The sequence below is a fragment of the Parabacteroides goldsteinii genome (assembly GCF_020091425.1).
Taxonomy (GTDB): domain Bacteria; phylum Bacteroidota; class Bacteroidia; order Bacteroidales; family Tannerellaceae; genus Parabacteroides; species Parabacteroides goldsteinii.
In genome coordinates this window covers 6,252,909-6,268,067 of record NZ_CP081906.1, presented here as the reverse complement: position 1 = coordinate 6,268,067, position 15,159 = coordinate 6,252,909, and the positions used below count along the sequence as shown (strand labels likewise).

Genomic DNA, 15,159 nt, shown 5'->3' with positions numbered 1-15,159 from the left:
GACGATTTGCCGGACGATGCGGCAGGTGGAATGAGTAACAATTGATAAAATGAAGATTATTATTGCCGGGGCAGGCGAAGTGGGTACGCATCTTGCAAAGATGTTATCGCAGGAAAAACAGGATATCATCCTGATGGACCCGAGTGAGGAACGGTTGAACATCACCAACACCAATATGGAGATACTTCCTATGGTTGGTAATCCGACTTCGATCCGCGACCTGGAAGAAGCCGGCATAAAGAAAACAGACCTGTTCGTCAGCGTTACTCCGGAAGAGACAACGAATATTGCGGCAAGTATCCTGGCCTCCAAGCTGGGAGCACGCAAAACTCTGGCACGTATCAACAACTACGAATATCTGTTGCCTAAAAACAAAGAACTGTTCGAAAAGCTGGGCATCCACTCGATGATCTATCCGGAAATGTTGGCAGCCAAAGAGATCGTCAACGCGATACGCCGCCCGTGGACACGCCAGTACTGGGAACTGTTCGGAGGAGCCCTGATCCTGATCGGGGTGAAGGTTCGCGAAAACTCCCGCCTGGTGAACAAACAACTGGCCGAACTGCTGAACGAACAGAAGCTGTACCATATCGTTGCCATCAAACGGCAATATGAAACGATTATCCCCCGCGGTACCGACCTTGTCCTGCCCGGCGATATCGTTTTCTTTACGACGACCAAAGAACATATCAAAGACGTGCAGATGCATGCCGGCAAAAAAGACCCGGAAGTAAAGAAAATCTTTATCATGGGAGGCAGTCGCATCGCTATCCGCACCAGCCAGTATCTGCCGAATAATATCCGCGTAAAGATACTGGAAACAAACAAAGAGAAAAGTCACCGCATAGCCGAGGTAGTGCCGAGCAATGTCCTGATCATCAACGGAGACGGACGCGACACGGAGCTACTGATGCAGGAAGGGATCAAAGACGCACAGGCGTTTGTCGCTTTGACAGACAATTCGAGTACGAATATCCTGGCTTGCCTGGCTGCCAAACGTTTCGGCGTATTCAAAACAGTCGCCAAGATCGAGAATATCGACTATATCCCGCTGGCCGAGAATATGGATATCGGTTCGGTAATCAACAAGAAGCTGATTGCCGCCAGTCATATCTATCAGTTCCTGCTGGATGCCGACGTGTCGAACGTGAAGTTCCTGACCTTTGCCAATGCCGACGTGGCCGAGTTGGTGGCACGCCCCGATTCGAAGATCACCCGCAAACAGGTGAAAGACCTGCACCTGCCGAAAGACCTGACGCTGGGCGGACTAATACGCGACGGAGAACCGATGATGATTAAGGGTGACACACAGATACAGGCATACGACCACGTGGTGGTATTCTGCCTGGAGACTGCCATGCGTAAACTGGAAGATTATTTTAATTAGTATGTTTTAGTATGTTACTGAATATACGTTTCATAATAAAAATGCTGGGGATGATGTGCATCCTCGAAACACTGTTTATGCTGATGGCAACAGTGGTCGCTTTCCTGTACAAAGGAGGCGATTTCTACCCGTTGCTTATCTCCAGCGGAATCCTGTTCGGGGTCGGCATATCGCTCTATGCCATCGGTTTCCGTGCAAACGAATACACAGCCGGCCGACGGGAAGGGATGCTGACGGTTACGCTTACCTGGTTGCTGCTCTCGTTGCTGGGAATGTTGCCTTTCTACCTGGGAGGATATATCGACAATATAACGGATGCTTTCTTTGAAACCATGTCGGGGTTCACGACCACCGGATCGACCATTCTCACCGATATAGAAGCTCTGCCTAAAGGCGTCCTGTTCTGGCGAAGCCTCACCCAATGGCAGGGAGGTATCGGTATGATCGTATTTACCGTAGCGTTGATGCCTATCCTGGGAGGCGGAGCGACACAGATGTTTAATGCCGAAACGCCGGGGATCACACACGAGCGGTTCCGTCCGCGTGTAACACAGGTCGCCAAACGCCTGTGGGGTGTTTACGTGTTCCTTACCGTCCTGCTGATCGGGTTGTTATGGATAGGCCCGATGAATTTATATGACGCGGTAAACCATGCCTTGACTGCGATTTCTACCGGCGGTTATTCCACCAAGAACGCCAGTATCGCTTATTGGCATTCGGCTTATATAGAATATGTTATCACGATATTTATGTTTATCGGGGCAACTAATATCACCCTGATCTATTTCTGCCTGAACGGGAATATAAAGAAGTTGTTTTTCGATGAAGAGTTTCGCTGGTTCTTCTGGTTTGTCCTGATCATGACGGGAATAACAACCGGCTGGATCATGTATCACGGATTCTTTACAGACTTCCCGACAGCTTTCCGGCAGGCAGCATTCCAGGTGGTTACGCTGGTTTCGACCTGCGGCTTCGCGACAGAGAATTATATTCCCTGGGGACCTTTCTTCTGGATGATCGCCCTGATACTGATGTTCATCTGCGGTTGCGCTGGCTCGACCTGCGGAGGGCTGAAGATGGGACGTTTCGTGATCCTTTCCAAAAACCTGTTCAACGAATTCAAGAAACAAACCCATCCGCATGCCATTATCCCGGTAAGGATGGATTCACATATCGTATCCGGCGAGGTCGTACACCGCGTACTGGCTTTCGCTTTTGCCTATATGTCACTGATCGTACTCAGCTGTGCCGTGCTGATGCTCGACGGGTTGGGCTTTGAAGAGTCGATCGGTGCTGCCGTCTCAGCCATCAGCAATGTCGGGCCGGGACTGGGCAAACTGGGGCCGGTAGACAACTTCTCGGAAGTTCCGGTGGTATCCAAATGGTTCCTTTCCTTACTGATGATGACAGGACGTTTGGAGATATTTACTGTATTGACATTACTTGTTCCGGGATTCTGGAAACAATAAAATAGATTTGATATGAAAACACGTACAATGTTCCTTACAATCATGAGTTGCCTGTTCGCAGGACTGGCAGCCGGCGCACAAACCTCCGCACAGCGGGAAACAGCCGATTTACTGCCGGAAGGTACTTTCACCAACGGAATAGAAGGTCCGGCCACCGACAAAGCCGGCAATCTGTATGCCGTTAACTACGGAAAAGAAGGAACGATAGGCATTGTACGTCCGGACGGCTCGCACGAATGTTTCGTGACGCTCCCCGAAGGTTCGACAGGCAACGGCATCCGCTTCAACAAGGCTGGAGACATGCTGGTTGCCGATTACACCGGTCATAACATCCTGAAAGTCGACATGCAGACCAAAGCGATCAGCACGTATGCACATGAGTCCCGGATGAACCAGCCCAACGACATCGCCCTCGCCCCGGGCGGCAATCTCTATGCCAGCGATCCGGACTGGCCGAACCAGAAAGGGCAACTCTGGCTGATCACTCCCGACGGTAAAGTGACTCTGCTGGAAAGCGATATGGGGACGACCAACGGTATCGATGTCAGCCCGGACGGTAAAAAACTTTATGTTAACGAGTCTGCACAACTCAAAGTATGGATCTATGATATCAAGCCGGACGGGACACTCAAAAACAAACGGCTTTTCCACACCTTCGAAGGCTTCGGCATGGACGGAATCCGTTGCGATGTGAAAGGCAACCTGTATCTCTGCCGCTACGACAAAGGAACGGTAGCCGTTATAAATCCGAAGGGCAAGCTGATCCGCGAAATACAACTGAAAGGCAAAAAGCCCTCCAACATCACATTCGGAGGTCCTGACAACCGCCGCTGCTATGTCACCCTGCAAGATCGCGGCTGCTTCGAAACCTTCACTGCCGAACATCCGGGAAGAGAATAATTATTCACCTATTTGAATATTTCTTTAGGTCTGATATACGCTTTTGCTTAATTTTGCGTTATAATAGGTACGAATAACTAGAAGAGACGCAAAATGATAGAATATATTAAGGGGGATATCGTAGAACTGACTCCCACACAGATGATCATCGAATGTGCAGGGATTGGCTACGAACTTAACATATCTCTGACCACATACAGCGCATTCAGCGGTAAACCAACCGGGAAAATTTACGTATATGAAGTAATACGTGAAGATGCCCACCTGCTGTTCGGTTTCGCCCAAAAGGTTGAACGCGAGTTGTTTTTATTACTGACATCGGTATCCGGTGTCGGTCCTAATACGGCACGTATGATCCTGTCATCTCTTCCTCCTTCCGAACTGATCCAGGTTATCGCCAACAAAAACGAAACGGCGCTGACCTCGGTAAAAGGCATCGGACAGAAAACAGCCCAGCGCATCCTGGTCGACCTGAAAAACAAGGTGAAAGCCGGCGATTCGATGGTTGGGACGGGAACGGCTGCCACGGCAGGAAACGGTGCGGTGGCCGAAGAAGCGGTGGCCGCCCTGGTTATGTTGGGATTCCAAAAGGCTGCTTCACAAAAGGCAGTCAGTTCAATACTGAAAACCTCGCCGATGCTGGCTGTGGAACAAGTGATAAAAAGTGCACTCAGAATGCTTTAATAGTTGACAGGTAGGGGCTGTTCGCGAACCGCCCTTACAAGTGACAGTTGACAGTTTAAAATGAAAAAGAAGACTCTTAAATATCTTATCTGGGTTACAATACTGCTATTCGGGATCGGCATGCTCTCGCTGAATGCCAATTACCTGACTTATACGGCGTCCTTGCCGGATATCCAGTTGCTTGAAGGACAAGATGACATGCCCGACGGGAAGGATACTGTCCCGGCAACCCGCTATCCGGTATCCAAAACCGTGCCGGAGGGTGATGAAACCTATAAAGACCTCTTGAAAAAATCCCCGGTAGATTTACGCGATCCGGAAAACGTGAAAACCTTCGTTGAATACGATATCAGGACCGGACGATATGTTGTCCGCTCCCGTTTAGGGGAGAAAGACCTGATCACTCCGATCGACCTGAGTCCGGAAGAATATCAGAAATACAGCATGCAGGAATCGCTCCGTTCTTACTACCGCCAGAAAAACGAAGAAGAGTTTCAGAAGGAAGCAGACAAGAAGTTTAACCTGGCAGATATGCAGTTCGGTATCGGTGCGGCAGAACGTATATTCGGTCCCGGAGGTGTACGTGTAAAGACACAAGGGTCGGCCGAAGTCACATTAGGCTTGAAGCGGAACAGCACGAAAGACCCTTCACTCCCCGAACGCGCCCGCAGCAATACCATTTTCAACTTCGACGAAAGTGTGCAGTTGAATGTACAGGCCTCCGTCGGTTCGAAAGTGAATTTCGACATGAACTACAATACGGAAACCTCTTTCGACTTCGATTCCAAAAAGCTGAAACTGGCTTATACGGGCGAAGAGGATGAGATCATCAAATCACTGGAAGCCGGTAACGTGTCGATGACGACAAGCAACTCGCTGATCAACGGCGGAGCTGCCTTGTTCGGTATGAAAGCAGACCTTCAGTTCGGTAAACTGAGGGTGAACGCGTTGTTCGCACAGCAGAACTCGGAATCAAAAACGGTAAACTCCAAAGGTGGCGTACAGACCAAGGATTTTGAACTGAAGATCGACGAGTATGATGCGAACCGTCACTTCTTCCTGGCGCACTACTTCCGGAACAGATACAACGACGCTGTCAGCCAATTGCCTCAGATAAAAGCAACTCTGAATATTACCCGACTGGAAGTTTGGGTGACCAACACAAGAGGTAACTACGACCAGGCTCGTAACATCGTCGCTTTTACCGACATCGGTGAAAACGACGCAGCCTATATGGCAAATCCCGGTGCATTCCCGATTAAGGACGGATCATATCCTGCCAATAATGCGAATGACCTATACAACCAAATGACCACCACCTATTCCGGCGCCCGCCAAATCAGCGATGTAGAAAGCGTATTAACCGGATTCACCGGAGGTTCCGAATATGAAGCCATAGAGAATGCCCGCTTGCTGGATCCGAACTCCGAATATATCTACGACAAACAACTGGGATATCTGTCCTTGAATATGAGTTTACAGGAAGGACAGATGCTGGCCGTGGCCTTTGAATATGAATATTCCGATGCCAGTGGAAAACGGACAGGAAGAGTCGGCGAGTTTTCCGACAGCAATCCGACAAATCCCAGCAACTGCCTGTATGTGAAGTTACTGAGAGGCACGAATATGTCTCCCCCCATGAAATATTGGGATTTGATGATGAAGAATATCTATTCCCTGGGTGCTTACTCTGTCCAGAAAGAAAAGTTCCGTCTGGATGTCATGTACCAAAGCGATACGACCGGTACTTATATAAACTATCTGCCGGAAGCACGTACCGACACGTTGTCCAGACAAATCTGGATACGCCTGATGGGAGCAGACCGCCTGAACGCTCAGAACGAATCGCATCCGGACGGATATTTCGACTTTGTGGAAGGATACACCGTACAAGCGTCCACCGGTAGGGTGATTTTCCCGACCATCGAACCTTTCGGTTCCAGCCTGAAAGAGAAACTGGAAAAAGTTGTCAGCCCGGCAATTGCCGATAAATATGTATTTCAGGAATTATACGATACGACCCAGACAGCCGCCCGTCAGATCGCTGAAAAAAACAAATTCATCATGCGGGGAGAATATAAGGCCTCTTCCGCATCCGAAATACAATTGGGAGCCAGCAACGTGGCACGCGGTTCGGTACGCGTAACGGCAGCAGGTGCCACACTGACGGAAAATGTGGACTATACGGTCGATTATACGTCGGGAACCGTTACTATCCTGAATGAAAGTATCATTGCTGCCGGAACTCCTGTCAGCGTTTCGCTGGAAAACCAGACGGCCTACAATATGCAGCGAAAAACAATGATGGGACTGGACCTCAACTACCAGTTCAATCCCGACTTCTCGCTGGGGGCCACCATTATGCACATGTCAGAAATGCCGTTGACTACTAAAACGGTATTTGGCGACGAATCCATCAAAAACACCTTGTGGGGATTCAACATCGCCTACAAATCGGAAAGCCAATGGCTGACAAACACATTTGACAAACTGCCGTTGCTGAACCTGACAAAACCCAGCCAGATAGCATTCACCGGAGAATTTGCCCATCTGATAGCCGGCCATTATGAGAACAAATATAGCGGAGGCTACTCTTATCTGGACGATTTCGAATCGACACAAAGCGGCTTCGACCTGCTGAACCCGTATCCGTGGAAACTCGCCAGCGTGCCTTGGGATAATAGCGCTAATGCCCTTTTCCCAGAAGCAAGCAAAACAAACGATATAGAATATGGTAAAAACCGTGCACTGCTGGCATGGTATTATGTGGACGGGTTATTCAACCGTAAAAATTCCAGTCAGGCTCCGACGCATATCCGTAATGATAAAGAACAATTATCCAACCATTACGTCCGCGCCATTTATGTAGACGAATTGTTCCCGGACAGAGACCAGGGTTACAATGAAACAAGTACGATCCAGGCGCTCAACCTAGCTTATTACCCGAATGAACGTGGTCCGTACAACCTGGATGCCGACTTTGTCAATCCTGACGGAACATTACAAAAGCCGGAAAATCGCTGGGGCGGTATCATGCGTAAGATCGACCAAAGCGACTTCGAAACAGCCAATATCGAATACATCGAATTCTGGATGCTCGACCCTTATCTCTATGAAGAACAAGAAGGTATTACGGCTAAAGGCGGTGACCTGTATTTCAACCTGGGCGAAATATCGGAAGACGTCCTGAAAGACGGAAAGAAATTCTATGAAAACGGATTACCTATCGATGGTGACAGAAGCAGGGTAGATTCCACTGTCTGGGGACTTGTTCCGAAGCAGCAGAGCACAGTCTATGCCTTCGACAATACGTCAGGCGCACGTGCAAGACAGGACGTCGGACTCAACGGTTTGTCGGCAGAGGAAGAACGGGATTATCCGGCATACAAGGAGTTTATTGAAAAACTTATGACAAAGTTATCGCCGGAGTTAATAGATGCAATGTTACAAGATGAATACTCTCCTCTGCGGAATCCGGGTACTGACAAATACCGTTATTTCCGTGGTACGGAATTAGACAGAGACACTGTCAGTATCTTAAACCGTTACAAACGTTACAATGGTACTGAAGGCAACTCCGCCGAAAGCGGAACTTCAGGAGAACGTTACGACACATCCGCCTCCAAAAATCCGGATGTGGAAGACCTGAATCAGGATAACACCATGAACAAGAACGAAAAGTATTTCGAATATAAAGTATCTATTCGTCCGGAAGACCTGAAAGTAGGGAAGAACTTCATTGTGGATATGAAAACGACCTATCCCAAATTACCAAATGGGGATAACGAAAATAACAACAGAAACAATCCGGCCAAATGGTACCTATTCAAAATCCCTGTTAAGCAATACAACCGTACTGTCGGAGCTATCAGCGACTTCAAGAGCATTCGCTTTATGCGTATGTATATGACGCAATTCTCTAAACCGACCGTACTGCGTTTCGGAACATTCGAACTGGTACGCGGTGAATGGCGTTCATACGAGCAGGATCTGTCCGACCCGAAAGTTCCGCCATTATTCAATGGTACACTCGAAGTATCTTCTGTAAATATAGAAGAAAACAGCCGACGGACTCCTATTCCTTACATGACACCTCCGGGAGTAAGCCGTGTTGCTGACCCTAGCCAGCCTCAACTGACTCGTCAGAACGAACAGGCATTATCCATGAAGGTCAGTGACCTGGCTGCCAAGGACGCACGTGCCGTTTACAAGAATACTTATTACGATCTGCGTCAATACAAACGGTTACAACTGTTTACCCACGCAGAAGCATTGCCTGAAGATGCGGATAATTACACATCCCTTGCCAATGGAGATTTGTCTGTATTCATTCGCTTAGGTTCCGACTATAAAAATAATTACTACGAATATGAAGTTCCGCTGAAAGTTACCCCGGTAAAAGGATCTTATGAGGCCGTAGAAATCTGGCCGGCGGAAAACATGCTTGACTTCCGTCTTGAAGTATTGACCAACCTTAAACTAAGCCGCAACAAGAAGAAACGGGCAGGAGACAAAGGTATTACATTCAATACCGTCTATTCAGAAATGGACGAGAATGGCAACACGATCAGCATCGTAGGTAACCCGAGCCTCTCGGAGGTAAAAACGATCATGATCGGTGTCCGTAACCGACAAAATGTAGTTAAAAGCGGTGAAGTCTGGATAAATGAACTCCGTCTGAGCGAGTTTAACGAAGAAGGCGGTTGGGCGGCCAACGCCAACCTGAACGTGGCTGTCTCCGACTTGGGTACGGTCAATGTGGGCGGACGTATCGAAACAGCTGGTTTCGGTGCCCTCGACCAGTCACTGGCAGAACGCCGCATCGACGACTTCACACAATACAACGTGGCTACGACCATCGAATGGGGTAAATTCTTCCCGGAAAAAGCGAAGGTCAGCATCCCGATGTATTATGCCTACTCCAAGGATCAGACAAAAGCAAAATATAACCCGCTCGATCAGGATATTAAACTGAGTGACGCCCTGGACGCTGTCGACACGAAAGCCGAAAAAGACTCTATCAAGAGTATGGCTGTCGACCAGACCGTCATCAAGAGTATCTCATTCAATAACGTAAGAGCGGATATCCGTAGCAAGACCCCGATGCCTTACGACCCGGCAAACTTCTCGATCGGCTATTCATTCAGCCAGACGAAAACGCAGAATCCGGAAACGGAATATGAAACGACCAAGGATTACCGCGGTAACTTCGCCTACAACTACACACCGTATGCGAAACCGTTCCGCCCGTTCCAGAAGCTGAAGAAAAACAACGGTTACACCCGTTACATCAAGCAGTTCAGCCTGAACTACCTGCCGTCGAACATCAGTTTCCAGACTGCCATGATGCGTAACTATAACGAAATGCAACTGCGCGACCTCGAAAACACCGGCTACAAACCGGAAGTGACCTTCAGCTCCGAGTTCTACTGGGACCGTGCTTTCAGCCTGCGCTGGGACTTCACAAACAGCCTGAACATGACCTTTACCTCCGGAACAAATGCCCGGATCGAAGAGCCGTATGTACAGGTGAACAAAGAACTCGCCCCTGACCAATACCAGGTCTGGAAAGATTCCGTAAAACAAAGCATCGCCGACCTGGGTACGCCTTTGAAATACGACCAGACATTCAACGTGACCTGGAATATGCCGTTACAGTATATCCCGGTATTGGATTGGGTAAACAGTTCCGTCACTTACAACGCGCAATACAACTGGGACCGTGGAGCCATTACCAACACCGAATATGAGCTCGGTAACACGATTACCAACCAGCGCCAGATCGACTGGCAGGGTAGCCTGAACTTGCAATCGCTTTACAACAAGAACAAGTTCCTGAAGAAAGTGAACCAGAAGTTCTCGGCCACCCGTACCACGACCAAAAAGAAAGAACAGAAAGAGATCAAACTGGAAAGAGATATCCAACTGAATATGGACAGCGGAACAGTCGTACAGCACGGTATGTTCACCAAGAAGGTGCGCATCACCGCCCGCGGAGCCGACGGCAAAGTCTATGCCATCAAATACAAACCGATCAACTTTGCACAGGTAATGATCCTGAACCAGGATACGGCTCATTTGAAACTAACTATCAAGCCGGGTCCGAAAGCGACGGAAGACTTCCTGTACAAAACGGCAGAATATGGCAGCCGCTTCCTGATGATGATACGCCGTATCAATATCCAGTATGCGACGACCGACGGTATGTCGGTTCCGGGATTCTCCCCAATGATCGGTGATATCTTCGGACAGGGCCGCTCGCCTTTCGGCCTGACACCGGGACTTGGCTTTGCTTTCGGAGCCGTAAACCGTGACTTCCTCTACGACGCCAAAGACCGTGGCTGGCTGGTTGAAAACACCAGCAACGTCAATCCGGCCGTCATGAGCAGTGCCAAAAACCTGAATATCCGGGCGAACCTGGAGCCTATCACCGGACTGAAGATCGACCTGAATGCCAACCGCGTCGATACCCGCAACACCGATATACAATATATGTATCCCGGTATGCCGGAACTGGCCGGAGGAAACTTTACGATGACGACTGTCGCATTGGGTAGTTTCTTCAAAGGCGTCGGCAATGCAAGTAATAACTATGCATCGGAAACATTCAATAAGTTTATCGAATACCGTGAGACTATTGCGAACCGCCTCGAAAGCCGCTATACAGGAACAACCTATCCGAATTCCGGTTTCCTGGGACAATCTCAATACGGAGGTAAAGAATATAATAAAGAACATGGCGGCGGAGTCAGCCATAACTCGGCCGATGTACTGATCCCGGCCTTCCTGGCCGCTTATACAGGGAAAGATCCTAATAAGATTTCATCCTCCCCGTTCCCGGCTATCCGCAGCATGCTGCCGAACTGGCGTATCACCTACGACGGACTGATCCGCATTCCGGCCATAAAGAAACATTTCAAGTCGGTCATGCTGACCCATCAGTATCGCTGTACTTACAATGTCGGTGCCTACGAAACTTATTCGACCTGGGTGGATGCCGGACTGGGTGACAACCTCGGATTTACACAGAATGCTTCCGAAGCTCCTATCCCGTCTTCACCTTACTCCATCTCTTCCGTCAGCCTGACGGAGAGTTTCAGCCCGTTGCTGGGAGTGGATGCGACCATGTTGAACAATATCACGATCCGTGCCGATTACACGACAACGCGTAATCTGAACCTGAATATCTCGTCTTACCAGATTGTGGAAGCACTATCTAATAAGTACACCATAGGACTGGGATATAAGTTCGCCGAGTTCAACAAGATATTGAAGATGAAGAAAACGCGTGATTTCAGCAATGACCTGACCGTGCGTCTGGACTTCTCATACAACAAGATGCAGTCATTGATCCGTAAGATCGAGGATAGCTTCACACAGGCAACCAGCGGTAACATTGCCAAAACGATCCAGTTCTCAGCCGATTACGGATTGAGCCGTGCACTGACACTGCGTGCTTTCTATGACTTGCAGATCAATGAGCCGCTGATCTCGAATGCATCTTATCCGACATCCAACTCCAACTACGGTGTTGCATTACGGTTCTCACTGGCACAGTAAACGCAATACAACACCGGTGCCTCCCGGCGCATAAAGCGTGAAGGAGGAAGATGCTACAATATGGAGTATTTCTTCAACTCCTGACGGAGCATTAACGCCCTGTTTTCCGTTATCTCATTCAGGAGTTTCCAGAAACGGTCGCTGTGGTTCATCTCCACCGTATGGCAAAGTTCGTGAAGCAGGACGTAATCGATCAGATGCCAGGGAAGCAACATGAGCGAAAGAGAGAGATTGATACTTTTACGCGTACTGCAACTTCCCCAGCGGGTTTTGCTGTTCATGATCCGTACGCTCGTGAAAGTCAATTTATACCGGTCTGCCAACGTCTTCAGACGGTCCGGCAACAGACGTTTTGCCTCATGCCGCAATGCCTTCTCCAGAAAACCTTTCAATATGAGCTGAACCTCGTCCGATTCAAACCGGGTTTCCAGCGGACAGGCGATATGCAGGATACTGTTGTCCAATTTCATATAAAAATTGGCACGTTCCGTCCGGAAAATATGTAGCAGGAAAGTAGTTGTTTCCAATCTGGCAGTTTCATTCAGCAACGGACGTGCCGGATGCTTTTTCAGAGCGTTCAGAAGTTTTTGCCGGTTCTCTTCAATAAAGGACAACATTCTCCCCTCATCACCCCCGACCGGCATAGTGGCAGTGATCATTCCCTTTGATATTTTCAGCGTATAACGGGTAGCTCGCGGGGCAGTACGGAGAAGGATGGTTCCCAGATCGTTGTCGTATATCTTCTTTTCCATATCTACCTGCAAAAGTAATACTTTAAAGGCAAATAATATTACATCAGAAATGCTTATCTTTGCGCCCGGTATTAGATATTTAATAAGTATAAACAATATAAACAAGGCAATCATGAGCAAGAAAGCACTTTTACTAATCTGCGATGGCTGGGGAATCGGCGACCGTGGTAAAGATGATGTAATCTACAACACTCCCACTCCTTACTGGGACGAACTGTTGAAAACATACCCAAACTCTCAGTTGCAGGCTTCCGGCGAAAATGTTGGTTTACCTGACGGACAGATGGGTAACTCGGAAGTTGGCCACCTTAATATCGGTGCCGGCCGCATCGTTTACCAGGACCTGGTGAAGATCAATATCGCATGCCGCCAGAACACAATCCTCGATAATCCGGAAATCAAACGTGCTTACAGCTACGCCAAAGAAAACGGCAAACAGATCCATTTCATGGGACTGGTTTCCGACGGTGGTGTACACAGCTCATTGGAACACCTGTTCAAGCTGGCGGATATCGCCAAAGAATACGGAATCGACAAAGCATATGTTCATTGCTTTATGGACGGTCGCGACACGGACCCGAGAAGCGGTAAAGGCTTTATCGAACAGCTGGAAAACCACCTGCAAACAACAGGCGGAAAGATCGCTTCCATCATCGGCCGTTACTATGCAATGGACCGTGACAAACGTTGGGAACGCGTAAAAGAGGCTTACGACCTGATCGTGAACGGCACGGGTAAACCTTGCGAAGACATGGTTCAGGCAATGGAAGAGTCATACGCAGAAGGTGTAACAGACGAATTTATCAAACCGATCGTACACGTAGAAAACGGTAAGCCGGTAGCGACTATCGAAGAAGGCGACGTTGTGATTTTCTTCAACTACCGTAACGACCGTGCCAAAGAACTGACAGTCGTCCTGACTCAACAGGATATGCCGGAAGCCGGAATGAAGACTATTCCGAACTTGCAGTATTTCTGTATGACTCCGTACGATGCTAGTTTCGAAGGCGTTCATATCCTGTTCGACAAGGACAATGTAGAAAATACACTGGGCGAATTTCTGGCATCAGTCGGTAAAACACAGCTGCACATTGCCGAAACAGAAAAATATGCACACGTTACTTTCTTCTTCAACGGCGGACGCGAAACTCCGTTCGAAGGTGAAGACCGTATCCTGGTTCCGTCTCCGAAAGTGGCCACTTACGACCTGAAACCGGAAATGAGTGCTTTCGAAGTAAAGGACAAACTGGTTGAAGCCATCTACACAAAGAAATATGACTATATCGTTTGTAACTATGCAAATGGCGACATGGTAGGTCACACCGGTATTTACTCAGCCATCGAAAAGGCTGTTGTTACTATCGACGCTTGCCTGAACGACACAGTCGAAGCAGCTAAGGCTAATGGCTACGAAGTAATCATCATTGCCGACCACGGTAATGCCGACCATGCTTTGAACGAAGACGGCACACCCAACACTGCTCACTCTTTGAATCCTGTTCCATTCGTTTATGTAACAGAAAACAAAGACGCTAAAGTTGAAGACGGTATCCTGGCAGACGTTGCTCCTTCAATCCTTCATATCATGGGTCTGAAGCAACCGAAAGAAATGACAGGAAAATCATTGATCAAATAATTATTGTACCAATAGTAACTTTTCCCCTCTTGAGAGGGGGCAGGGGGTGTGTAAACTTCAATAACAAACCCTCATGTCCTCCCTGAAGAGGGGTATTTATTACCTCTTCCCTGATAACAAAATGATCCAAATAGACGACACCCTGGTCAGCCTGGACCTGATCGAGGCAAATTTCATCTGCGACCTTGCCCAGTGCAAAGGCATTTGCTGTGTGGAAGGTGATTCCGGTGCCCCGCTTGAGAAAAGCGAGATTGCCAAACTGGAGAAAGCGCTTCCGGTCGTATGGAACGACCTGTCACCCGAAGCCCAGGCAATTATCAACAAACAAGGCGTAGCCTATATCGACTGCGAAGGTGATATCGTCACCTCCATCGTTGACAACAAAGATTGTGTATTTACCTGTTATGACAGCGACGGTACTTGTAAATGTGCTATCGAGAAAGCCTACCGTGAAGGGAAACTGTCCTTTTACAAGCCGGTATCCTGCCATCTCTATCCTGTCCGTGTAACCCAATACAAAGACTTCCGGGCTGTCAACTACGACCGTTGGAAAATATGTAAAGCGGCAGAAATATTAGGACAAAAAGAGAAACTACCCTTATATAAGTTCCTGAAAGAACCGCTTATCCGCAAGTTCGGCGAGAAATGGTATGAAAGCCTGGTCGAAGTAGCTGAGGAGTGGAGAAAACAAAAGGAACAGGAAAAATTGGGTTAGTGCCAATATAGATGTGCCTGATAAACATTCACGAGGGCGTCAAAAACATTTATGAG

The 15,159-nt window shown here is 48.4% G+C and carries 8 protein-coding genes; 7 read left to right on the top strand and 1 reads right to left on the bottom strand.

Annotated features, from left to right (window positions below):
- The first annotated feature begins 49 nt into the window (after window positions 1-49).
- From trkA to sov, 5 genes are all read left to right on the top strand, one after another.
- Window positions 50-1,387, top strand: a complete 1,338-nt coding sequence (gene trkA, locus K6V26_RS25705; RefSeq protein ID WP_009859895.1) for a Trk system potassium transporter TrkA — start codon at window positions 50-52, stop codon at window positions 1,385-1,387.
- Between the two features lie 11 nt (window positions 1,388-1,398).
- A complete protein-coding gene (locus tag K6V26_RS25700) occupies window positions 1,399-2,856 on the top strand; it encodes a TrkH family potassium uptake protein (RefSeq protein ID WP_044215090.1) in 1,458 nt (485 codons plus the stop codon).
- A 12-nt stretch (window positions 2,857-2,868) separates the two neighbouring features.
- A complete protein-coding gene (locus K6V26_RS25695; RefSeq protein WP_224264210.1) occupies window positions 2,869-3,756 on the top strand; it encodes an SMP-30/gluconolactonase/LRE family protein in 888 nt (295 codons plus the stop codon).
- Between the two features lie 93 nt (window positions 3,757-3,849).
- A complete protein-coding gene (ruvA, locus tag K6V26_RS25690; RefSeq protein WP_009859898.1) occupies window positions 3,850-4,440 on the top strand; it encodes a Holliday junction branch migration protein RuvA in 591 nt (196 codons plus the stop codon).
- Window positions 4,441-4,500: 60 nt separating this feature from the next.
- Entirely contained in the window at window positions 4,501-12,000 is a 7,500-nt protein-coding gene (gene sov, locus K6V26_RS25685; protein WP_224264209.1) for a T9SS outer membrane translocon Sov/SprA, read from the top strand.
- A 53-nt stretch (window positions 12,001-12,053) separates the two neighbouring features.
- Here the strand turns inward: sov and K6V26_RS25680 are convergent, their stop codons facing one another.
- Window positions 12,054-12,752 carry a M48 family metallopeptidase gene (locus K6V26_RS25680; protein WP_009859900.1) on the bottom strand — a complete coding sequence of 233 codons (699 nt, stop codon included), beginning with the start codon at window positions 12,750-12,752 and terminating at the stop codon, window positions 12,054-12,056.
- A 112-nt stretch (window positions 12,753-12,864) separates the two neighbouring features.
- On the opposite strand from K6V26_RS25680, the gene gpmI reads away from it, so the two are divergent.
- Window positions 12,865-14,388 (top strand): 2,3-bisphosphoglycerate-independent phosphoglycerate mutase, encoded by a 1,524-nt coding sequence (gene gpmI, locus K6V26_RS25675; RefSeq protein WP_122326859.1) that lies wholly within the window; start codon window positions 12,865-12,867, stop codon window positions 14,386-14,388.
- 121 nt (window positions 14,389-14,509) lie between these two features.
- On the top strand, window positions 14,510-15,103 hold the full coding sequence (locus K6V26_RS25670) for a DUF3109 family protein (RefSeq protein WP_044215136.1): 594 nt from the start codon (window positions 14,510-14,512) through the stop codon (window positions 15,101-15,103).
- Window positions 15,104-15,159: the final 56 nt, after the last annotated feature.

Coding starts and splice junctions, on each gene's coding strand:
- gpmI (WP_122326859.1), top strand. CDS start 12,865: ATGAGCAAGAAAGCACTTTTACTAATCTGCGATGGCTGGGGAATCGGC.
- K6V26_RS25695 (WP_224264210.1), top strand. CDS start 2,869: ATGAAAACACGTACAATGTTCCTTACAATCATGAGTTGCCTGTTCGCA.
- sov (WP_224264209.1), top strand. CDS start 4,501: ATGAAAAAGAAGACTCTTAAATATCTTATCTGGGTTACAATACTGCTA.
- trkA (WP_009859895.1), top strand. CDS start 50: ATGAAGATTATTATTGCCGGGGCAGGCGAAGTGGGTACGCATCTTGCA.
- K6V26_RS25700 (WP_044215090.1), top strand. CDS start 1,399: ATGTTACTGAATATACGTTTCATAATAAAAATGCTGGGGATGATGTGC.
- K6V26_RS25670 (WP_044215136.1), top strand. CDS start 14,510: ATGATCCAAATAGACGACACCCTGGTCAGCCTGGACCTGATCGAGGCA.
- ruvA (WP_009859898.1), top strand. CDS start 3,850: ATGATAGAATATATTAAGGGGGATATCGTAGAACTGACTCCCACACAG.
- K6V26_RS25680 (WP_009859900.1), bottom strand. CDS start 12,752: ATGGAAAAGAAGATATACGACAACGATCTGGGAACCATCCTTCTCCGT.